This window comes from Peribacillus sp. NPDC101481 (assembly GCF_044767165.1).
In the GTDB taxonomy this organism is placed as follows: domain Bacteria; phylum Bacillota; class Bacilli; order Bacillales; family DSM-1321; genus Peribacillus.
Genome location: NZ_JBIWNJ010000001.1, coordinates 1,480,812 through 1,501,087, shown reverse-complemented (window position 1 = coordinate 1,501,087; position 20,276 = coordinate 1,480,812). Strand labels below are relative to the sequence as shown.

Genomic DNA, 20,276 nt, shown 5'->3' with positions numbered 1-20,276 from the left:
ACAAAGAATAAAAGCATGTGACACTTTTGTCACATGCTTGTGATATTCACGAAATCATTTCTTTTTGGGAAGGTCAAGGTAACGGTCGTCCCGGTTCCAAGCTCTGATTTAACATCAATGGAGATGAATAGGGACTCGGCCGCATTCTTGGTTAAATACAACCCCATGCCGGTTGCCGCATTGTCATGATGGTTTGTCGTGGAAGTGAATCCTTTATCAAATATGCGGGATAAATCCTTTGGGTCAATGCCCCGTCCGGAATCCTGAACTTCAAGAACCGTTTGTCCGGCTTGTTCATGGCAATATATCGTGATATCTGAATTTTCACTGTATTTAATGGAGTTGGTCAAGAGCTGTCTCATGATGAAGGCCAGCCATTTGGCATCAGTAAGCACTTCGGTTACATCCAATTGTATGTCGAAGCCGATCCCTTTTTGAATGCACCATGATTGCAGCGTTTTAATCTCATCAAAGATTATTGTTTCCAAATCGGTTTTCTCTATATACAAATCATTTTCGATGAAAGGCATGCGCCTTTGATGGAGCTGCTGATCAAGAAGAAGGTGAATGCGCAGCCACTCATAAGTCAAATGCGATTTCAGCAATTCATCATCCAAGCGGTCAATCATTAAATGCATTGCTGTCAATGGGGTCTTCACTTCATGAATCCAAGATAATAATTCATCCTTCTCCTGCTCTAAAGTCATTCGGCCAATTGCTGCGGATTGCTTCAATACTTCGGTTTGGTTAATGATGCTGTTTTCTATGATTTTTTCGAAAGGGCTCTCTGGTTCGGCTATATTCGTTATATCCAGGTTGTCTTCCCGCGCTTCTAGACTTTTATAAAAGGAAGTTTCTTTTTTATAGCGGAAAATCAAAAAGATACTGAACATGAGCAATGATAAAAAGGCAATATACAGTATTGGCTTTAACGGAATAGCCGAATCAAGATAAGCGACAAAGATAATGAATAGATGAAGAATTATGTAGAATGTGATCCAGCTGAACCTTTCCATGAGATATTTTCTGATCATGCATTTGCCTCTTCTACGGCGATATAGCCCTGTCCGACTTTCGTTTCGATAAAATGTCCTAAACCCAGTTCATCCAACCTCTTTCGTAAACGGTTCACATTCACTGTAAGGGTGTTATCGCTTATGAAACGTTTGTCATCCCATAAGCTGTTGATTAACTCTTCGCGGCTTACGATCTTATTTTTCTGTTCAATGAGCTTTTTCAAGATGAAAATTTCATTTTTCGTCAATTCGATTGTACCAGTCTCGGCCGATACCGTGTTCTTCTCATAATCCACAGTTGCGCCGCACCAGGTTTTCAATTCGATTTTTTCGGTATTGTAATTATATACCCGGCGGAGGGTGGCCTGTATTTTTGCGATGAGTACATCGAAATGAAAAGGCTTCTGGATAAAATCATCAGCTCCAAGCTGCATGGACATCACCATGTCGGTCGGATGATCGCGTGATGATAAAAAGATGATGGGAACATTGGAATGGGCCCGGATCATTCTGCACCAATGAAATCCATCAAACTTCGGCAACTGTATATCAATGATGACCAAATCAGGTTTTATGTCCGTGAATTCCTGAACCACTTTACTAAAATCGCCAATTCCGTAAATATCATAAGACCATTGCGCCAATCTATCTTTAATTTCATTGAATAACGTCGTATCATCTTCTATCAATAGAAGTTTAAACAATGGATTCACCGCACTTTCCAGCTTTTTCTTAAAAGTATATAGTAAAACCTTTATAGGTTCTAGAGGAAGGGGGACAGGAGCAGTATAACCTACTGGTTGTGTGTAAACCATTATTATATTAAAATTGGCATAATGAATGGAGGAAGTGAATTTATGCCTGATTTTCCTAATTGCCCTGCATGTGATTCAGAATATACATACGAAGACGGAAGTCTTTTTGTTTGCCCGGAATGCGCTCATGAGTGGACGGTGGAAGCGGAAACGGAAAATGGTGATCAAAAGAAGACGATCAAAGATGCTAATGGAAATGCCTTGAACGATGGTGATACCGTTACGGTAATCAAGGATCTTAAAGTGAAAGGGAGCTCATCCGTCTTAAAAATGGGCACTAAAGTCAAAAGCATCCGTCTAGTTGATGGAGATCATGATATTGATTGTAAGATTGATGGTTTTGGTGCAATGAAATTAAAGTCCCAATTTGTTAAAAAGGTGTAATAAAAAAGGCCTAATCCATTGATTAGGCCTTTTTTACGTTACTTCTTAATAAACTTTGTCACCGTTAAAGATTGAATTCTTAACGACCACATAATCCACATTCCTGATGGCTTCCAACTTGGTACCACCTGCATATGAAATGGATGACTGAAGATCTTGTTCCATTTCCTTCAACGTATCTTCCAAAGATCCTTTGTGCTCGACAAACATCTTTTTGCCTTCAACGTTTTTCTTTTCACCTTTTTGGAATTCTGAAGCTGAACCAAAGTATTCTTTAAAGGCCTTTCCATCTTTCTCGATCGTTTGACCTGGAGATTCCTCATGTCCGGCAAATAGTGAACCGATCATAACCATCGAAGCTCCAAATCTAACCGATTTGGCAATATCACCGTTCGTGCGAATGCCGCCGTCTGCAATGATTGGCTTGCTTGCCGCTTTTGCACACCAGCGAAGTGCAGCTAATTGCCAGCCGCCCGTTCCAAATCCAGTCTTGATTTTAGTGATGCATACTTTACCTGGTCCAATGCCCACCTTTGTAGCATCTGCACCGGCATGTTCCAATTCACGTACCGCTTCAGGAGTTCCCACATTTCCTGCAATGACAAAACTTTCAGGTAAATGTTTTTTAATATGCTGTATCATCTTTATCACGGCATTGGAATGTCCGTGTGCAATATCTATCGTAATGTATTCAGGCACAATGTTGTCATTCGATAACTGTTCGATGAAACCGTATTCTTCTTCTTTAACTCCGACGCTGATGGAAGCGATCAATTCTCGTGAATGCATGTCTTTAATGAAAGTCACTCGTTTTTCTGGCTCAAAACGATGCATTACATAAAAGTAACCGTTTTCAGCCAAGTAAATGGCAATCTTTTCATCAATGATCGTTTGCATATTGGCAGGTACTACAGGTAACTTGAATGTATGCTTACCCAAAGTAACGGATGTATCACACTCAGAACGGCTATTTACTACACATTTTGCAGGAATTAATTGAATATCTTCATAATCAAACACGTTTTCCATGTTATGCACCTCTATATACGAATATTTTTATATTTATTTATTAAAATTGTTCGCCCAATAGGTAATGTACATCATTTTTGACAGTAAGTCAAAATTTTTAATGGTTTTATTTTGATTTATTTCAGCTTGATGGAAAATCCGTAACTGGATAGGAAGCGAAATATACAATGAAAATGATTTCCACTCCAGGCACTCGCTTTCCGCCTGCGGGGTCTCCCTTGCCGCGCTTTTCCCGCAGGAGTCTCGCACCTTACGTTCCAATCAACTTTGTTTTATTTAGATAGAACCCTTTTGTTCACAAACTAGATAATAATAATTTGCCGACAGCTTTTTTGTAGGTTTGTAAAATGGGAACGTTGATTTCCTCTCCAGGCACTCGCTTTCCGCGGGCGGTCCGGGAGCCTCCCCGGCGCCTTGCGCCTGTGGGGTCTCCCCTGGACTCGCTTTTCCCGCAGGAGTCTTCGTACCTTCCGTTCCAATCAACTTTGTTTTATTTAGATAGAACCTTTTTGTTCACAAACTAGATATAATTATTTGCCGATAGCTTTTTTGTAGGTTTGTAAAATGGGAACGTTGATTTTCTCTCCAGGCACTCGCTTTCCGCGGGCGGTCCGGGAGCTTCCCCGGCGCCTTGCGCCTGTGGGGTCTCCCCTGGACTCGCTTTTCCCGCAGGAGTCTCGTACCCGTTCCAATCAACTTTGTGTTATAAAAGAAAGAACTGCTGGCTCGTCTTATTCCAAACCCTATTTAAGACTAGTTTATCCTTCATGTTTTTTCCTGTAATCCTTAATGGATGGAAGAAATTTGCGACACTCCTGCCGAGTAACTGGCTGGCCGAGACCCCGGAGAAGTTTAAGTCGAGGAGGCTTGGCAGAAAGTCGGCGGAAAGGGAGCGGGTTTCTGAAATCAACTAGAGTTTTTAAAAGAAAAAACTGCTGGCTCGTCTTATTCCAAACCCTATTTAAGACTAGTTTATCCTTCATGTTTTTTTCCTGTAATCCTTAATGGATGGAAGAAATTTGCGACACTCCTGCCGAGTAACTGGCTGGCCGAGACCCCGGAGACGTTTGCGTCGAGGAGGCTTGGCAGAAAGTCGGCGGAAAGGGAGCGGGTTTCTGAAATCAACTGGAGTTTTTAAAAGAAAAAACTGCATGTTGGTCTCATTCCGAATCATGTTTAAGACTAGTTTATCCTTCATGTTTTTTTTCCTGTAATCCTTAATGGATGGAAGAAATTTGCGACACTCCTGCCGAATAACTGGCTGGCCGAGACCCCGGAAACGTTTACGGTCGAGGAGGCTTGGCAGACAGTCGGCGGAAAGGGAGCGGGTTTCTGAAATCAACTGGAGTTTTTAAAAGAAAAAACTGCTGGCTCGTCTTATTCCAAACCCTATTTAAGACTAGTTTATCCTTCATGTTTTTTTTCCTGTAATCCTTAATGGATGGAAGAAATTTACGACACTCCTGCCGAGTAATTTGCTGGCCGAGACCCCGGAGACGTTTAAGTCGAGGAGGCTTGGCAGACAGTCGGCGGAAAGGGAGCGGATTTCTGAAATCAACTAGAACATTTTTATTTATCTACAGCCTGAAATACTTAAGTATTTTCACCAATTTGTATGACTTTTACACCTTTACGTTTTTTTACATCATCTTAACGTTGACCGACATGGCACTAAGTTAAAATGATAATGGGTAACGAAAAAGAATGGGGGGATTGGCGTGAAGGTTGAATTACATTGTCATACGAACATTTCAGATGGTTCCAGTTCTTTTGAAGAACTATTGGAGGTTGCAAAAAGGGAGAGCATTGGTCATTTAGCCATTACGAATCACGATACAACGATAAGGTTGCAAGAGATGGTGGAACGGGGAAAGGAAATAGGAATTGAAATCATCCCTGGTATAGAAGTGTCTGGTTATGACTTTGCAAGAGGCAGGCGTGTACATATTCTGGGCTATTTTGTTGAGCCTGGTCATAAGGCACTTGAGGAGCTTTGTAATCCATTGATTGAAAAAAGGAATGCAGCTTCTGAAAAAATGGTGGAACGACTAATTCATGCAGGCTATCGAATAACTTGGGATCAGGTTTCTAAATTCAGGGGAGGAACCGGAGTTTATAAACAGCATATTATGCTAGCGCTACGGGAATCGGGGTATACGGATTCCATCTATGGTGATTTGTATAAGAAAATCTTCAGTCGCGGCCAAAATGGAGAAGTGCCAGGCATTGCCTTTATTCCTATGGAGTATGTGGATGCCATTCTGGCTGTAAAGGCGATTCGAGCTGCCGGAGGCGTCCCGGTCCTTGCTCACCCTGGACAATACGGGAGCTTTGAAATTATTCCTGAGCTTGTAGAAGCAGGGCTTGAAGGGATTGAAGTTCTTCACCCGCATCATGGGCATGCAGAAGAGGAAAGAGCGATTTCATATGCAGATCAATATAATCTCATTAAGACAGGAGGTTCGGATTTTCATGGGGATTATGGGGAGAAGCCGATTCGTCTTGGCAGTATGAGCCCAGGAAAGGAATGTGTGGCTGCTTTGAAATCAAGGAAAAAAAGCATGGCCATTAAATGATGTTCATTAAACCAGGAATTTTGCTGTGAAAGCGGCCTGCTCATTTGCTGGATTAGGAATTTGAAAGACTGAACATGATGTTGTATTGAGAAAAATCCATAAAATAAGCATTCCTTTCGTTCTGGTAATTGACCAGGACTTTTTTTTTACAAGAAAATCATGTTAGCTTCATATTTTCTCATTACACTGACAGTAACAAGGAAAAATATATGTAAAGGGGGATTTCTGTTGGCGGAAAAAAACTTTTTAGTGGATCATTTGATATCTGAAATTAAGAGTGGAACCTTTCAATCGGATAAAAAGTTACCTTCAGAGCATATACTCGCCGATCAATTTAATGTGCCAAGAATGGTTGTCAGGAAAGCATATGAGCAGCTTCAAGATTTAGGCTTTATCTATTCAAAGCAAGGTAAAGGAAGTTATGTCCAGGAAACAAAAAAACAAATTCCGTTAATTCTATCCGGAGATGTTAGTTTCACCGAGAAAATGAAAGAATTTCAGTTTTCCTTTCAAACGAGTACTATTTTTTGCGAAGAAATTTCTTATGATCAGAAGATCTTTCTAAGCCTTGAGGTGGAAAGTGATGATAAGGTCTTTAAAATTGGCAGGCTTAGGTTAATGGACGATTTCCCGATTGCTCTTCATACATCTTTTGTAGCAAAATCAACATTTCCTGAAATAGAAAAGGACGGTCCGGATATAACCTCCATGTTTCAATATTATCGGCAGCGTGGCTTTGTAGAATTCGGATCCAGCAGCAGCACGTTGAATGTGATTTTTCCTACTTTATTCGAACGGGATATTTTGCAGTGTTCAAGTTTGATTCCACTTTTGCAAGTGGAATCAGTATGCCAGGATAAGCGAAGTAATCAAGTCCTTGAGCACACGGTCATAATCTATCGGAGCGATTGTTTCACATATGTTATATAAAAACTTCCATTCCAGATATCGGTCGAATTCACTAGTAAATGCCCTGAATTCACGAGTAAAAGTAAGAAACTCACGAGTAAATGTCCCGAATTCACGAGTAAAAGTACGGAACTCACGAGTAAATGCATTGAATTCACGAGTGAAGCACGAAATTTGAATAATGTAGGTCCGGCTTTAACACATTCCATACAAGATTTACTCTTTCTTAACGTACGTTCACTTGGCAACAAGATACATTGAAGATGTTAGCTTGAAACTAAAACATATTTTATCCTGATCGTCGCCTTGAAATCTTCGCAACACAAATCAAAAGGAAACTAAAAGTATCATCTTGATACTAGAATGCTGGCTAGGGAAATATGGGCTCTGCCAATCTATCAACTTGGTGCAGCCCCCGACAGTCACGATCGTTTCATAGCATGCATGAAAAAAGACCACAAAATGACGTGGTCTCTTTGTTTTGTTTGAAAAGTCTCCGGCTGATTATCTAATTTGTCATGAAAGGCTTATATTAGGGCGGTCTTTATTTCTTGAATCTGTTTGATATGCCTTTGTTCATGTAAGGATAATAACTCAATCCATTGATCCAATGAGAGGTCCCCGAACAGGGGATGTTTGGCTTTCTTTCTATTTAACAGGATATCTGAATCCATATCATAAAGAACCTGTAATAATCGATCCCTTGATTCTGCCAGCAAATCCATGAGGCTCGATAATTGAAATGGGGCTGAAGAGGGTGAAATGGCCTCAGGGGATGAGAATTTCCTTGTTCTATCAGTAACGAAGTAAATGTTTTTTTGAATGATATTATTAAAATCCCTTTCCCGAATGCCATTTGCTATAACTTCTGTAAAAACCTGTTCCGTAAGATATAAATGATGGCAAATTTGGGCGATGTTCCATACTTCAGGCACAGGCTTATGGTGGAGCGTTTTTTCATCCAACTCCGTAATTTCCTCAATTAACTGTTTTCTTGATTCAAATAGCAAATCATACTCGATATAATTCATGAGAACTCCCCTTTTGTGACACCCACATATGAAAGCATCACTGAATTTTTTGAAATAGGAAAAAAAGGGATATCTGATTGCATAAAGAATGCATAAAAACTACGGGAAAAACACCTGATTTAAAGTGGATTCATGATGATTGAAGGAGTGCGACACTATGTTTTGAAGCATGGTTTCTATTTAATGAAGAGTGTTAAAAGATATCTCTTATAGTACAACGAAAAGACATGTTCACTGGTATTTATAATTTTGGGAAGAAATGCAAATCTGGAATCCGGTCTGTATTTCCAGGGACTACATTTTTTCTGGAGCTTTGATACCCTATCATGCCTATGCAAAAAAGTTGAGTTTATGCCTACTTAGAATGTTGCGCCTAGGGCCTCCGCTAATAAACCGAAAAATGAAGCTGGCATTCAAAGGGAAAAGAATCTATAGATGCTGGACATTAGAAATTATTATATCTGAATTATAGCACAGTTAATATTTTCCTATAAATGATTATTTGAAAAGAGACGGAAGGTTTCCACATCGAATTTTGACTTTTTATACTGTCTAGAGAAAAGTTGCTAACGCAATGGGAAGCTTATAAACTGAAGGTAGAAAAAATCAACCAGGATTGGATGGTGAATGCAATGGCTAAAACAATAGTCGAAAAACTGAATTTACATAAATATGAACGGGTAGCAGTCTTGAATCTGCCAGCCGGGGCGGATTATTTAACAGAGCTGCCGGATTACGATACAGAGCTTAATGAAAGTGCCTATGATCTTATATTTGCCTTTGTATTGGATATGGGTTCTTTAAAAGGAATCGTGGATAAGGTAATCGAGAAGAATCATTTGAGTAAAAACGGCTATATTTATTTGGCGTACCCCAAGAAGGGGAATAAGGGCTATGCTACATATATTCATCGTGATGATCTGATGCAAGGCCTTGGTGCGGATGATGAAGGTTATGTTGGCTCGAGTGACCTGAAGTTTGCACGTATGGTTGGGTTGGATGATGTCTTTACGGTAGTCGGACTGAAAGAAGATTCGAAAAATAGAAACCGTCCATCTACCAAAGCAAGCCAATCAGTAGATGATTATATCGAAATGATTTCTGAAATTGAGAAAGATTTACACGATTCTCCTGATTTGCTTGCGTTCTATCAATCACTTACCCCAGGGTATCGCAAGGATTGGGCCCGTTACGTGTATAGTGCGAAACAAGAGGCGACCCAAGTGAAACGGCGCCAGGAAATGAAAATGATTTTAGGAGAGGGTTACAAAAGCAGGGATCTATATCGAAGAAATAAATGAGGGTGGGGAATGTCTACCATTCTCTTTTTTCTTGTTCTGATCATCCTATCAAAAGCATATACTAGACCGAATCCAAACTTAAATCGTAATAATTATGATTTGTGAGGTGGTTAAATATGCTTTTGAAACGCTACACGGGAAATTTGCTGTTAGTGATACTGCTGTTTTTGCTGCTGGCATTCTTTTTTCTAGGAGATGTATTCATTCCCAAAGCGATTGATTTCTCGGGCTATCCGATGCTTCACTCTGTATTCGTCGTGTTTTTGGGATTGTTTTTAGAATCGATTCCTTTCCTGTTCCTCGGGGCCATTGCTTCATCGTTCATCCAGCTGTTCATCAGTGAAGAAATCATTCAGCGGATGATACCAAAAAGACCCCTGACCGCCATTTTTGCATCGATAGCGGCGGCGCTTATCATTCCGGTTTGCGAATGTGCAATCATCCCGGTCGTCCGGAGATTGATTCAAAAAGGAGTCCCGGTCCATGCAGGTGTGGTCTTGCTCGTAACAGCCCCAATATTGAATGTCATCGTGTTCGGCTCAACTTATTATGCGTTCCAAAATAAACCTTCCATTCTATATGGAAGAATCATACTTTGTGTCCTGACGGCCATAATAGCAGGTTTATTTATTCATTTATTCAGCACTAAAGATGTGGTGAAAGAGGACAAGCTGGAACTGGTACATGGGCATGAACATGATAGTCAGTCCAGTAAATGGACAAGCTTTATTGATCATACTTCACAGGAATTTTTTATGGTCGGAAGATACTTTATCATCGGGGCCTTGTTTGCCAGTGTATTTCAAGTGTTCATGGATCGATCTGTAATGGCCGATATTGGTCAAGCGCCAATAAAAGGCACGGCGTTGATGATGGGAATTGCATTTGTGCTTTCACTCTGTTCATCAGCAGATGCATTCGTTGCGGCCTCCTTTTCCCATAGTTTTCTGCCAGGCTCGATACTGGGTTTCCTTGTATTTGGCCCCATGCTGGATTTGAAAAATGTTTTGATCATGATGTCCTGTTTTAAACGGAGCTTCGTCGTCACGTATGTCTTGCTTGTTTTCGCAGTCGTCTTCAGCCTGTGCCTGATTGCAGGCGGATTGATCAGTAAGGGGGGCTTCTGATGAAACGTTTTTTTATCCAAAGACTTGAAGGATTGCTGCTGCTTGGAATTGGCCTCATGATCTTTAAATTGTATGTTTCAGGATATTTAACGAAATTGATTGCACCCAAAATGGTTCCATATGCATTGGCAGCGCTTTTTGCTTTTTTAGTGATCAGCCTTCTCCGAATGAAAAAACAAAAACAGGGTGAACAACATTGTGATTGCGGATCGAAGGGAGAGTCTTCCTCGTCCGCACTGGTCCTGAAATATAGTTTGTTCTTCATTCCGATTCTTCTTGGCTTCACCTTGACCGATTTTACATTAAGCGGGGAAGTGCTGGCGAAAAGAGGGATGGCGAAGCAGCAGGCACAGATGGTAAGTTCTTATGATTCAGGGAAACATGCGAATGGGGAGAAAATCTCCGTAACCGATGATAATTATTTTGAAGTGCTGGATGATTTACTGAACAACCTCGATACGATAGAGGGTAAGGAAATAGAGATTTCGGGGTTCATATACCGTGAGGATACATTTACAAAAAAACAAATGGCCATCTCCCGCCTCTCCATGTCCTGCTGTGTGGTCGATGCGACGTTATACGGATATATGGTAAACGGGAATGTGGAAGGAATGAAGACGAATGATTGGTATACGATTACAGGAACATTAAAAAAAGGAAGCTATAAAGGGGAACCCGTACCGGTGATCGATTTAAAAGAGTCGAATAAAATAAAGGCACCCGAAGAAGCTTATTTATATGAAAATGTACCAATCATTCAGTAGAAGTTGAAAGGGGTGTTTTGCCTGTACGAAGACACCCTTTTCATGTAAAAAGGCCTTAAAGCCATATATACCATCATAAGATCCCATTCCTCTTTTATTTATACAGCCAAATGGCAGAAAACGTGGGCGGTGAGAATTCTCTTCAAATTCATATTTTGAAGGCAAACATTTATTTGATGGGCACCTGGTTCTCTGTTATTCATACTATATGGGATAAAGAACAGAGAGGGGTTATGCCATGTATGGGCATGATATGTATGAAGGTGATTGGAACAGACAGCAGGATATGTTGATTCAGCTTGAAAAGGCGATAAATGGCGAGTACAGTGCCATCCAGTGTTATGAGAAATTGGCAGCATTAGCGCCGGATGAAAAGCAGAGGAAACAAATCATTGAAATAAGGGAAGATGAAATAAAACATTTTCAAGCATTCACCCGGATATACAACAGCTTGACCGGGATGCAGCCACAGCCTAAAGTGACGGAACCATGCCCGGACTCCTATGCAGCTGGATTGGAATTTGCCGTTCAAGATGAACAGGAAACAGTAGATTTTTATCAGGATGTTGCAGATGGTGCGGCTGATAGAACCATTAGAAAGGCGTTCCGGCGTGCTGCCGCGGATGAACAAAACCATGCCGTCTGGTTTTTGTTTTACTTAGTAAAACTCAAAGGCTGATTCAATAGTAAGTAAAGTGAAAAAAAGCCAGGAGATTATCCTGACTTTTTTTCACTTTAGGACAGCTCCTGGTTCATCAATATCCCCATGTAATGGATCGGAGTCGGCTCTTATGCGGAATCATCTCTTTGACGATTTCACCTGGGCTACGAAAAAATGTTTGTATACCGTATATGAAGCTCCGGCCCCCAGCGCAAGCAGCGCACCACCTATTGCAATGGGATGGGCTCCATCGGGGGCGAATGACTGGGCCGTTCCGGTCGTTCCCCAAAGCATTGCCCCAAGGATGACGAGTAAATAAGGGTATTTTTCCTTCATGGAAGTTATCCTGTAATAAAGATTTACTATTCAGACTATATGATTGTGCCTATTAAGTCAAAGGGGCCTATTTGTTCGAGAGAACGTAACATAGTATAATGGCCTTACAATGGATAAGAGTAAGGGGGGATAATCTTGTCTTCAGGTAATCGAAACAATCAAATTGGGCCGCCGCGGTTCGCTATTGCCATTCACTCTCTGGTTTGGCTCGCACAAAGCGAAAAGCTCCTGACAAGTTCGGCAATCGCTTTAAAGGTGAAGTCACATGCCACTTTTTTAAGAAGGGTGATGGCTCAGCTTGCAGCTGAGGGGATCGTCGAAACAAAGGAAGGGCGGGAAGGCGGATACAGCTTGAAGGTGCCTGCCTCTCAGCTGACTTTGGCCGATGTGTATCAAGCGGTACGGCCGGAATGTCTTGTTTGTATGGAAACGAGCGAATGCGGTGAAGTCGGGAAACAGCTGGATACGGCTTTGGAGGAGATCATGAACGAAGCCGAAAAGGAAACATTGCGCCTGCTAAAGGGCTATACATTGGAAGAATTCATGAAAAAAGTCGACTTTACCAATTTTGAAAATGAGTGTCTAGGGTAATATCCTTGCAAGAGGATACCTAGGAATATATAATGTGCTTAATGCGATTGCATTTGAAATAAGGAGGTATTTACATGAAGGTGGAAATTTGGTCGGATTATCAATGTCCGTTCTGTTATATAGGAAAGCGTCGATTCGAAGAGGCGTTAAAGCAGTTTGAAAATAAAGAACAGGTAGAGGTTTCATTTCGGAGTTTTGAGTTGAACCCAGAAGCTGAACGGGATATCAATATGACTCAAAATGAAATGCTGGCCAAGAAATACGGCATGTCTCAAGCACAGGTGGAAGCAAACAGCCAAAACCTGACTCAACAGGCCAAAGAATTGGGACTCGATTATCATTTGGACAAAGTGGTCTTAACGAATTCGTTCGATGCCCACCGCTTGATGCATTTTGCTGAATCAAAAGGTAAAGAGAAAGAAATGAATGAACGCCTATTTAAAGCTTACTTTACGGAAGGCAAACATATTGGCGATCACGCTACATTGGCTAGTTTGGCTGAAGAGGTTGGCCTTGAAAAGTCCGAGACGGAGGCCATGCTGGCAGGAACGGCATTCACGGCTGAGGTTAGGGGAAATGAGCAAGAAGGAAGCCTGCTTGGTATTACAGGAGTGCCATTCTTCGTCATTAACCGCAAGTATGGAATTTCTGGTGCCCAGCCAACAGAAGCGTTCCTGGATACGCTAAAAAAAGTATGGGCTGAGGAAAATCCGCTTACGATCGTGAATGATCCAGCAACAGGCGACGCTTGTACGGACGATTCATGTAACGTGCCGGAAAAATAATGAAGATATGAAGAAGGAGACCCGAAACTGGGGTCTCCTTTTTTACATAAAAAGGAAATGTTATATATGGCAAAGAATATAGTGTACAGGATGGCTTTTCAAAAAAGTCCGAAATGAAAGGAAGCTAAATGGTGTATATAATGATTGGAATACTAGTCTTCGTGATTGCATGTGCAGTAACTGCCAAACTAATTTCCTATAAATATTGGACATGTATTTATTCAGCATTCGGGAATGAAAATTATTTTAAGGCGGTTGCGAAATTGGAAAGGGAAGGGATACAATTCAAAACGAAAACGCCTATGAATTTAGGCTCTGAAAGCTTTCAAAATCGCGATGAAACCACTCAATATGATGTTTTTGTGAAAAAAGAACAGAAACATATTGCCCAAAGGGCACTAAACAAGAATTAACAAAAGTAAATCGCTGTCCTGATGGCAGCTTTTTTATTGCCGGTGTTCAGGCAAACTATATCCCCTTACATAATTATTTTTAAATGATGAACACAGTATACAACCTGGAGTAAACTCCAGATCAGTTTTACTTTCTTGGAAACTCACGAGTATTTGCTCCAAACTCACGAGGGTGGGACTTAAAAAAAGCAAGGTGCTTCTAATTCATCTTTCGATTGATTTCATATAGGATAAAAGAAAGAAAAAGCGTTGATTTTGATATTGAATTGGTTTTTTATAGTTTCAAAGACTGAAAATTTGTATAATGGGTGAGATGGATTTAATTGAATGTACATATAGGAGGGGCATGGATGAGTAAGCTTAATGGCAGGACCGTTGCTTTATTGGGAGCAAGGAAGACGGAAGAACTTAGTAAAATCGTTCAAAATCTTGGGGGAGTCCCGCTCGTTCGCCCGGCACAGGGGACGGTATTCCTTGATGATTCCCATTTGGAAGAGGATGTCACCCGGTTGATGGAAGGGGAGTTCGATTGGATTATCCTCACGACGGGAGTGGGGACGGAATTATTATATAAAACGGCCGTGAAGATGGAAGCGGGAGATCGTTTCGTAGAAGCCTTGCAGTCTATGAAAATTGCAGCTAGGGGCTATAAAACGGTGAATATGCTGAAAAAGCTTGGCCTGCAGCCATTAATCCGTGATGATGATGGCAGTACGGCAGGGCTTGTTCGCAATCTGGAAGGCCATCTGCCAGGAGGTGTAAAGGTCGCTTTGCAGCTTCACGGCGATCCGGCGCCACTTTTGATGAACTGGTTGGATGAACAAAAAGTGGAGCATAAAGAAATCCTGCCATATGAACATATACCGCCCGAAAAGGAAACGATGCAGCAGCTGATCCAAGAACTCCTTGAAGGCAAAATCGATTCGGTTGTGTTCACGAGTGCACCGCAGCCGCGAAATTTAATGAGATTTGTCCGTGAACAAGGTGTGGAGGATAAGATAGCCGACCTGTTTGCATCAGATGTAATTGCTCTTGCGGTCGGAAAGGTAACGGCGCAGGTGGTAATCGATGAAGGGATCGAGCGGGTCATTTATCCTGAAGATCAACGGATGGGCAGTGCAATGGTGGAGCTGGTGAAATATTATCAGGGAATAGCAAGCAGATAGGGGTGAGTTCAGCATGGCCAAGGGCAAGGTCTATTTTGTGGGTGCAGGTCCGGGTGATATGGGCCTGATTACCGTAAAGGGTCAAAAAGCGATTGAAAAAGCGGACGTCATTTTGTATGACAGATTGCTAAATCCCAAACTGTTGGAGGCTGCCACCCTCAATTGTGAATTGATATATTGTGGAAAGACACCTTATACTACTGGCATCAGTCAAGGGGAAATCAATGAGCTGCTTGTTTCCAAAGCACAGGCAGGGCAGCGGGTCGTCCGTTTGAAAGGCGGTGACCCTGCCGTTTTTGGAAGAGTCGGGGAGGAAGCGGAATCGTTGAAGGATGAGGGAATCCCATTCGAAGTCATTCCGGGGGTTACGTCCAGCATTGCTGCATCGATATACGCAGGAGTACCTGTCACACATCGGGATTTCGGACGCTCCTTTGCGATGGTGACGGGCCATGACCGAACGAAGAAGGATATAGATTGGAACGGGCTTGTGAAAAGTATAGATACGGTCGCCTTTTATATGGGTGTGGCCAATCTTCCTTATATCCGTGAAAATTTGATCAATCATGGAAAGCCGGGGAACACGCCGGCACTCGTCATCCAATGGGGCACATATGGAAGTCAGGAAAGTGTCGAGGGGACCTTGGCTGATATCGTCGAAAGGGTAAGTGAAAGGTCGCTTGGCAATCCTGCGATCACCTTGGTCGGGGATATCATTTCACTAAGGGGCAAACTGCAATGGTTCGAAAAGAAGCCACTATATGGACAGCGGTTTTTAGTGGCCCGGACCGGAACGGCAAAGAGTTCCTTGGCAGAAGCCCTGCATGAACTTGGCGGCGAAGTCATCGAGTTTCCTAAATGGAATGCGGCAAAAGTGAAAATGGAAGAAAGTCAGCTGCTCTCTTTTCTTTCGTATGATCGAATTCTCTTCACTTCCCCCGAAAGTGTCCATGGATTCTTGGATTCACTCACTGAACATGCTATTGATTTCCGACGGATTTCTTCGAAACTTTATGTGTTATCAAGGAAATCAAAAAAGGCTTTACAGCAACGGGGACTGATGGCAGAACTCAAATCCGAGATGGCGGAAGCCGGGACACTGTTGGTTGTCGGAGATCGAAACAGAGATCAAAGAGATCTGGCCCATGGGGACGGAGACTATTTTCAATCAATCGATAAATTCGTCGATGAAAGATTCCTTGAAATCCTTCCGAGAATGCTGGACGGGAAAGCTGTCGGAACGGTGCTTTTTTCGAATCGGCATTCTGTTGATATGCTGATGCAATATGGGAACAAGGCAGACGTGGATGTTGAAGGGCTGCTAAATCAAGCCTCCATTGGGGTAATCGGGGAAAGTACCGGCAATAGACTTAAAGACTATGGATTTACATTGGATATGATGCCCATTGAACCGTCTGTCGAACAATTGGTGGAGTTAATCGTGAATAGGTATGTTTTTTAGGCTCTGATAATAACAGAGTCTATTTCCTTTGGAGGGGCTTCGTTAATCATTCCTGCAGAACTGTTGTTTGCATTCAGTGTTATGGTCTATCGTGTTATCATTTAATTACGGGACATAACAAAATGCGGAAAGTTTAAAAAGGCATCACTTACTGCTTTTATTGGCCAGAATTGATGTTTACCATTCATAGACAGGGGGTGACTTAATGTTTAATATTGTTGATATTTTATGGCAATTATTCTACCTTGCCCTGCTAGTTCTGCTATTCGTAATGGTTGTGAAGTCGATCCGTTTCTTTATAAAACATATGACAAAAATGAATAACCTTGAAAATAAAAGAGATGAATTAAATGAACGATTGAAAACGAAGGATGAGTGACGGCCGTATCTCCGGGTCGGTTTCCTGTTTGCGAGTTATAGCAGGGGTAGATTGGATTAGCCATTTGCCAAATGGACACTCGTAAGATTTTAAGAAGTAAAGAATAAAAGTCTTTTATTCCTTCCCGGATTGGGTATTATATATAAGTGACTTTTCCAGGGAGGCGAAGCAAATGAAACGGACATGGGAATACGTATTAAGTATCATAGGCGTGAGCATCGCTGCAATTTTTTTAATCGTGACGATCATAACGGCCGTTTATCTCAACAGTATCGATTTGAAAGAAATGGTGGACTACTCATTAATGACAGATTCTCAGGAGTTTTCTTCATCTGAGATAGATATGTCAGTCAAATTTTTCATGGGCTTATTATGGGCTGGAATCATATCGCTGTTCATTGCCTTGGCAGGCGGTTTGATCGCTATCTTTCTATTAAAAGGCGGCAAAGCGAAGGGAGCCGGAATCTTATTGATCATTACGGGCATTCTGACGATTTTTCATGTTTGGCCGCTTATCTTCTTCATCGTACCGGGAATCATGTGCCTTGTAAGGAAGCCGAGGGAAACGGTGGAAGTGATCGTATAATACGACACCATACATAGTTCTGTGATTTGAAAATAAAGGAGCTGGCCCGAAAATGCGGGTAAGCTCCTTTATTTGCTGTAAGGATATTATAGGAGGATATACCTTTTTATACCTGCAATAACCAGTCTATCATGTTACTATTATTATAGATTTAAATATAAATAGACTGGAGTTCAATCAATGAAAATACCATTATTGAAGGTTGGGGCACTGACCTGTTTAACACTCGGATTGTTCAATGGACAGGCTTTTGCGGAGTCTGGTATAACCAATGCGTGTTCATCATTCGGTGAGATTCAACCCAATGAAAAATCCTTCCCATAAGCAGATTAACTGCTTACTGACGAATGCAGCAATAGAGGCTGAAATCCCCCCTGAAGTGGTAAAAGCGGTGGCTACACAGGAAAACGGGGATTGGAGGCAATTTAATGAGGACGGTAAACCGATTAAATCCGACGATGGCGGTATCGGTCTAATGCAGCTTACCAATAAAACTGGATATGATCAGAAAAAGCTGGAAAATGATATAGTCTACAATATCGAGGCAGGCGTCGAGGTCCTGAGTGGCATGTATTCAAGAAGTGATTTGCCGAAGATCAAAGGTGCAGGACGCAGGGTCATCGAAAATTGGTATTTCCCTGTCATGGCATACAATGGGACAAAACCGGTGAACAGTCCTCTTTACCAGGAAAACGGACAAAGAAATGCGAGTGCCTACCAAGAGGAAGTTTTTGCTGAGATAGAAAAACAAAGTTATTTGGATGGCACAGAACTGGCCAAATATCCATTCAAAACAACGGACTTTCAATATGACCGGGAAAGCACCGAAAATATCATCTTTAAAAATCTTGAATACACACTGACAGATCAAACGCATGACTCCGTTTATTGGTTCAAGGCAGGAGACAAAGTTGTGACGACATCCAGTGCGAATATCAGGAAAGAAATAAGCACTACGGCAGGTGCAGTACGTGTGCCACCAAATACAAGCATGATCATCACAGGGAATTTTGATTATCACGAATCTACGGGAAATAAATTTGTCTTTTACCCCGTACAAACGGAAGACAACAGTATTAAGGGGTATGTTTCATCGGCTTACATCTCCAATGGGCCATCGATTGTCAAGGATACGGATATGCCTGTGATTTCAGGAGCTGCCGGTAAATCGATACCATTCAACTCAACCTTCAATCCTAAAACCGGCATAAAGGCGAAGGATGATAAAGATGGTGACTTAACGAGTGTCATACGTGTTGAAGGTAAGGTGGATACCAAGAAAGTGGGCACCTATAATTTGACTTATACGGTAGCCGACAAGGCTGGGAATGTTGCCAAGGTCACAAGGAAAATAACTGTTTATGATCAAGTCAAGCCAGTGATTTCAGGTGCCGGGAATAAAACCATCAAACTTAATTCTTCATTCAGTCCAAAAACGAACGTGAGTGCCAAGGATAATGCCGATGGCAACTTGACTAGTAAAATCAAAGTGACGGGTACAGTCAATACGAAGAAAAAGGGGACCTATACATTGAAGTATACGGTCACCGATTCATCGAAAAATGCAGCGACAGTTACAAGGAAGATCACGATTGATGGCACCAAGCCAGTCATCTCGGGAGCCAATAGTAAGACAGTTGCCTATTATTCGACATTCAACCCTAAATCAGGTGTTTCTGCGAAAGATAACCTTGATGGCAACTTGACAAGTAAAATCAAAGTGACAGGTACGGTGAATATCAAGAAAAAGGGAACGTATACATTAAAGTATACAATCACTGATTCATCGAAAAATACTGCGACAGTCACAAGAAAGATTACGGTAGACAGCACCAAGCCGGTCATTTCCGGTGCCAAAAGCAAAACCATTGCCTATAACTCGACATTCAATCCTAAATCAGGTGTATCTGCGAAAGATAATCTTGATGGAAGTTTAACAAGTAAGATTAAAATAAGAGGGACTGTGAATACGAAGAAAAAAGGTAACTATACATTGACTTACACAGTTACGGATAAATCGAAGAACAAGGCAGAAGTAAAAAGGAAAATCACAGTTAAATAGATGGCAAAAAAGGATTCCCGCAATAGGGGGAATCCTTGAATTTGTAGGCAAGGGTTTATCTAAATTTCAAAAAAAGTTGATTGGAGCGGGTGTGCGAGACTCCTGCTGGAAAAGCGAGTCGAGGGTAGACCCCACAGGCGCAAAAGCGCCGAGGAGGCTAACGGACCGCCCGCGGATAGCGAGTGCCCTACGTTTCAATCGACATCCGAGATTTTACAAACCCTCATAAAAACTGTAGATAAACTTGATTTTCTACGAGTTTGTTTACAGTCTGTAGGATTCCCGTCATAGGGAATCCTTTTTTGATGTCTAAATGTATTTGGCTGAAAGGTATGCATATATAATAGTAGAAAGTGTCTTTCAGGGTGGAGTGGATATTGATAAAAATGTTATAATTGTAAATAGATGTAATATAAAGTGATCTGAAGGGGGATTGTTTATGGGCAAAGAACACGGGCATGTAAACTGGATGGATCAGATTTTTAAGGAATATGAACGTGACGGCGGGTTGAAGAATAATCCTGGCTTTGGAAAACCGCTTCCGGAGTCGGCGTTATCGGGAAATATATATGACAATTTCTTGGCAAAGGCCAAGGATGCCGGCTACCTTCCGCTTTGGATAAAATGGCAAAAAGAAATTCGGGAAGAGTTATCCGGATTGGTTAGATTGAAAAAAATGAATGGACCTGAATCTGAAATAATGAAACGAATTGATGAAATAAATGAGAAAGTACGTACATATAATGCGATTTGTCCAGCCAAAATGCAGCGCAGGGAAATAGAGTTGGAAAGCATCGATATCCAATATGAAAAATGGAGGTAATTTACAATGTGTAAAATGTGGGTATTTGTATGACGTGATCATTAAAGGATTATGATATAA

22 protein-coding genes and 1 pseudogene are annotated in these 20,276 nt (G+C 41.5%); 17 read left to right on the top strand and 6 right to left on the bottom strand.

Annotated elements, in window-relative coordinates; genetic code table 11:
• Positions 1 to 29 precede the first annotated feature (29 nt).
• Together ACIROD_RS07205 and ACIROD_RS07200 are read right to left on the bottom strand one after the other, a co-directional pair.
• Positions 30 to 1,034 (bottom strand): sensor histidine kinase, encoded by a 1,005-nt coding sequence (locus ACIROD_RS07205; RefSeq protein WP_260358370.1) that lies wholly within the window; start codon positions 1,032 to 1,034, stop codon positions 30 to 32.
• The gene (locus tag ACIROD_RS07200; RefSeq protein ID WP_054400643.1) at positions 1,031 to 1,720 is read right to left on the bottom strand and encodes a response regulator transcription factor; all 690 of its coding nucleotides are present in this window, start codon (positions 1,718 to 1,720) and stop codon (positions 1,031 to 1,033) included. The genes ACIROD_RS07205 and ACIROD_RS07200 overlap by 4 nt, the downstream gene beginning before the upstream one ends.
• 153 nt (positions 1,721 to 1,873) lie before the next feature.
• Here ACIROD_RS07200 and ACIROD_RS07195 point away from each other — a divergent pair, with 153 nt between their 5' ends.
• On the top strand, positions 1,874 to 2,215 hold the full coding sequence (locus ACIROD_RS07195) for a zinc ribbon domain-containing protein YjdM (RefSeq protein ID WP_402939041.1): 342 nt from the start codon (positions 1,874 to 1,876) through the stop codon (positions 2,213 to 2,215).
• Between the two features lie 45 nt (positions 2,216 to 2,260).
• On the opposite strand, the gene guaC is transcribed toward ACIROD_RS07195, so the two are convergent.
• The gene (gene guaC / locus ACIROD_RS07190) at positions 2,261 to 3,244 is read right to left on the bottom strand and encodes a GMP reductase (protein ID WP_101223016.1); all 984 of its coding nucleotides are present in this window, start codon (positions 3,242 to 3,244) and stop codon (positions 2,261 to 2,263) included.
• Between the two features lie 1,718 nt (positions 3,245 to 4,962).
• Between guaC and ACIROD_RS07185 the strand changes: the two genes are divergently transcribed.
• Together ACIROD_RS07185 and ACIROD_RS07180 are read left to right on the top strand one after the other, a co-directional pair.
• Positions 4,963 to 5,820 carry a PHP domain-containing protein gene (locus ACIROD_RS07185; protein ID WP_402939038.1) on the top strand — a complete coding sequence of 286 codons (858 nt, stop codon included), beginning with the start codon at positions 4,963 to 4,965 and terminating at the stop codon, positions 5,818 to 5,820.
• A 228-nt stretch (positions 5,821 to 6,048) separates the two neighbouring features.
• Positions 6,049 to 6,750: a GntR family transcriptional regulator gene (locus ACIROD_RS07180; RefSeq protein WP_402939035.1), complete on the top strand. Its 702-nt coding sequence runs from the start codon at positions 6,049 to 6,051 to the stop codon at positions 6,748 to 6,750.
• A 506-nt stretch (positions 6,751 to 7,256) separates the two neighbouring features.
• Here ACIROD_RS07180 and ACIROD_RS07175 read toward each other — a convergent pair.
• Positions 7,257 to 7,760, bottom strand: coding sequence for a DinB family protein (locus ACIROD_RS07175; protein WP_057276759.1), 504 nt, complete (start codon positions 7,758 to 7,760; stop codon positions 7,257 to 7,259).
• A 632-nt stretch (positions 7,761 to 8,392) separates the two neighbouring features.
• Here ACIROD_RS07175 and ACIROD_RS07170 point away from each other — a divergent pair.
• The 3 genes from ACIROD_RS07170 (at position 8,393) to ACIROD_RS07160 (ending at position 10,952) form a co-directional block, all read left to right on the top strand.
• Complete coding sequence (locus ACIROD_RS07170; protein WP_402939031.1) at positions 8,393 to 9,061, top strand: YdeI/OmpD-associated family protein; 669 nt, start codon at positions 8,393 to 8,395, stop codon at positions 9,059 to 9,061.
• A 116-nt stretch (positions 9,062 to 9,177) separates the two neighbouring features.
• Positions 9,178 to 10,188 carry a permease gene (locus ACIROD_RS07165; RefSeq protein ID WP_101222996.1) on the top strand — a complete coding sequence of 337 codons (1,011 nt, stop codon included), beginning with the start codon at positions 9,178 to 9,180 and terminating at the stop codon, positions 10,186 to 10,188.
• Complete coding sequence (locus ACIROD_RS07160) at positions 10,188 to 10,952, top strand: TIGR03943 family putative permease subunit (RefSeq protein ID WP_402939028.1); 765 nt, start codon at positions 10,188 to 10,190, stop codon at positions 10,950 to 10,952. The genes ACIROD_RS07165 and ACIROD_RS07160 overlap by 1 nt, the downstream gene beginning before the upstream one ends.
• Here the strand turns inward: ACIROD_RS07160 and ACIROD_RS07155 are convergent.
• Positions 10,923 to 11,069: pseudogene (locus tag ACIROD_RS07155) on the bottom strand (hypothetical protein); the annotation flags it as partial. The gene ACIROD_RS07160 and the pseudogene ACIROD_RS07155 overlap by 30 nt on opposite strands.
• Before the next feature lie 121 nt (positions 11,070 to 11,190).
• Between ACIROD_RS07155 and ACIROD_RS07150 the strand changes: the two are divergent.
• The gene (locus ACIROD_RS07150) at positions 11,191 to 11,631 is read left to right on the top strand and encodes a ferritin-like domain-containing protein (RefSeq protein WP_230176719.1); all 441 of its coding nucleotides are present in this window, start codon (positions 11,191 to 11,193) and stop codon (positions 11,629 to 11,631) included.
• Positions 11,632 to 11,751: 120 nt separating this feature from the next.
• On the opposite strand, the gene ACIROD_RS07145 is transcribed toward ACIROD_RS07150, so the two are convergent.
• Positions 11,752 to 11,949, bottom strand: coding sequence for a hypothetical protein (locus ACIROD_RS07145; protein ID WP_402939024.1), 198 nt, complete (start codon positions 11,947 to 11,949; stop codon positions 11,752 to 11,754).
• 135 nt (positions 11,950 to 12,084) lie between these two features.
• On the opposite strand from ACIROD_RS07145, the gene ACIROD_RS07140 reads away from it, so the two are divergent.
• The 10 genes from ACIROD_RS07140 to ACIROD_RS07095 all read left to right on the top strand — a co-directional run bounded on the left by ACIROD_RS07140 (position 12,085) and on the right by ACIROD_RS07095 (position 20,216).
• Positions 12,085 to 12,540: an RrF2 family transcriptional regulator gene (locus ACIROD_RS07140; protein ID WP_101222993.1), complete on the top strand. Its 456-nt coding sequence runs from the start codon at positions 12,085 to 12,087 to the stop codon at positions 12,538 to 12,540.
• 74 nt (positions 12,541 to 12,614) lie between these two features.
• Positions 12,615 to 13,325, top strand: coding sequence for a DsbA family oxidoreductase (locus ACIROD_RS07135; protein ID WP_101222992.1), 711 nt, complete (start codon positions 12,615 to 12,617; stop codon positions 13,323 to 13,325).
• A 131-nt stretch (positions 13,326 to 13,456) separates the two neighbouring features.
• A complete protein-coding gene (locus ACIROD_RS07130) occupies positions 13,457 to 13,738 on the top strand; it encodes a hypothetical protein (protein WP_101222991.1) in 282 nt (93 codons plus the stop codon).
• A gap of 350 nt (positions 13,739 to 14,088) precedes the next feature.
• Positions 14,089 to 14,904, top strand: a complete 816-nt coding sequence (locus ACIROD_RS07125) for a uroporphyrinogen-III synthase (protein WP_101222990.1) — start codon at positions 14,089 to 14,091, stop codon at positions 14,902 to 14,904.
• Positions 14,905 to 14,917: 13 nt separating this feature from the next.
• Entirely contained in the window at positions 14,918 to 16,366 is a 1,449-nt protein-coding gene (gene cobA / locus ACIROD_RS07120) for a uroporphyrinogen-III C-methyltransferase (protein WP_402939017.1), read from the top strand.
• Positions 16,367 to 16,571: 205 nt separating this feature from the next.
• On the top strand, positions 16,572 to 16,745 hold the full coding sequence (locus ACIROD_RS07115; RefSeq protein WP_402939014.1) for a hypothetical protein: 174 nt from the start codon (positions 16,572 to 16,574) through the stop codon (positions 16,743 to 16,745).
• Between the two features lie 172 nt (positions 16,746 to 16,917).
• Complete coding sequence (locus ACIROD_RS07110) at positions 16,918 to 17,331, top strand: DUF4064 domain-containing protein (protein WP_101222988.1); 414 nt, start codon at positions 16,918 to 16,920, stop codon at positions 17,329 to 17,331.
• A gap of 180 nt (positions 17,332 to 17,511) precedes the next feature.
• On the top strand, positions 17,512 to 17,655 hold the full coding sequence (locus ACIROD_RS07105; RefSeq protein WP_402939011.1) for a hypothetical protein: 144 nt from the start codon (positions 17,512 to 17,514) through the stop codon (positions 17,653 to 17,655).
• Complete coding sequence (locus ACIROD_RS07100; protein WP_402939008.1) at positions 17,636 to 19,393, top strand: immunoglobulin-like domain-containing protein; 1,758 nt, start codon at positions 17,636 to 17,638, stop codon at positions 19,391 to 19,393. The genes ACIROD_RS07105 and ACIROD_RS07100 overlap by 20 nt, the downstream gene beginning before the upstream one ends.
• Before the next feature lie 439 nt (positions 19,394 to 19,832).
• Complete coding sequence (locus ACIROD_RS07095) at positions 19,833 to 20,216, top strand: DnaJ family domain-containing protein (RefSeq protein WP_402939005.1); 384 nt, start codon at positions 19,833 to 19,835, stop codon at positions 20,214 to 20,216.
• Positions 20,217 to 20,276 lie beyond the last annotated feature (60 nt).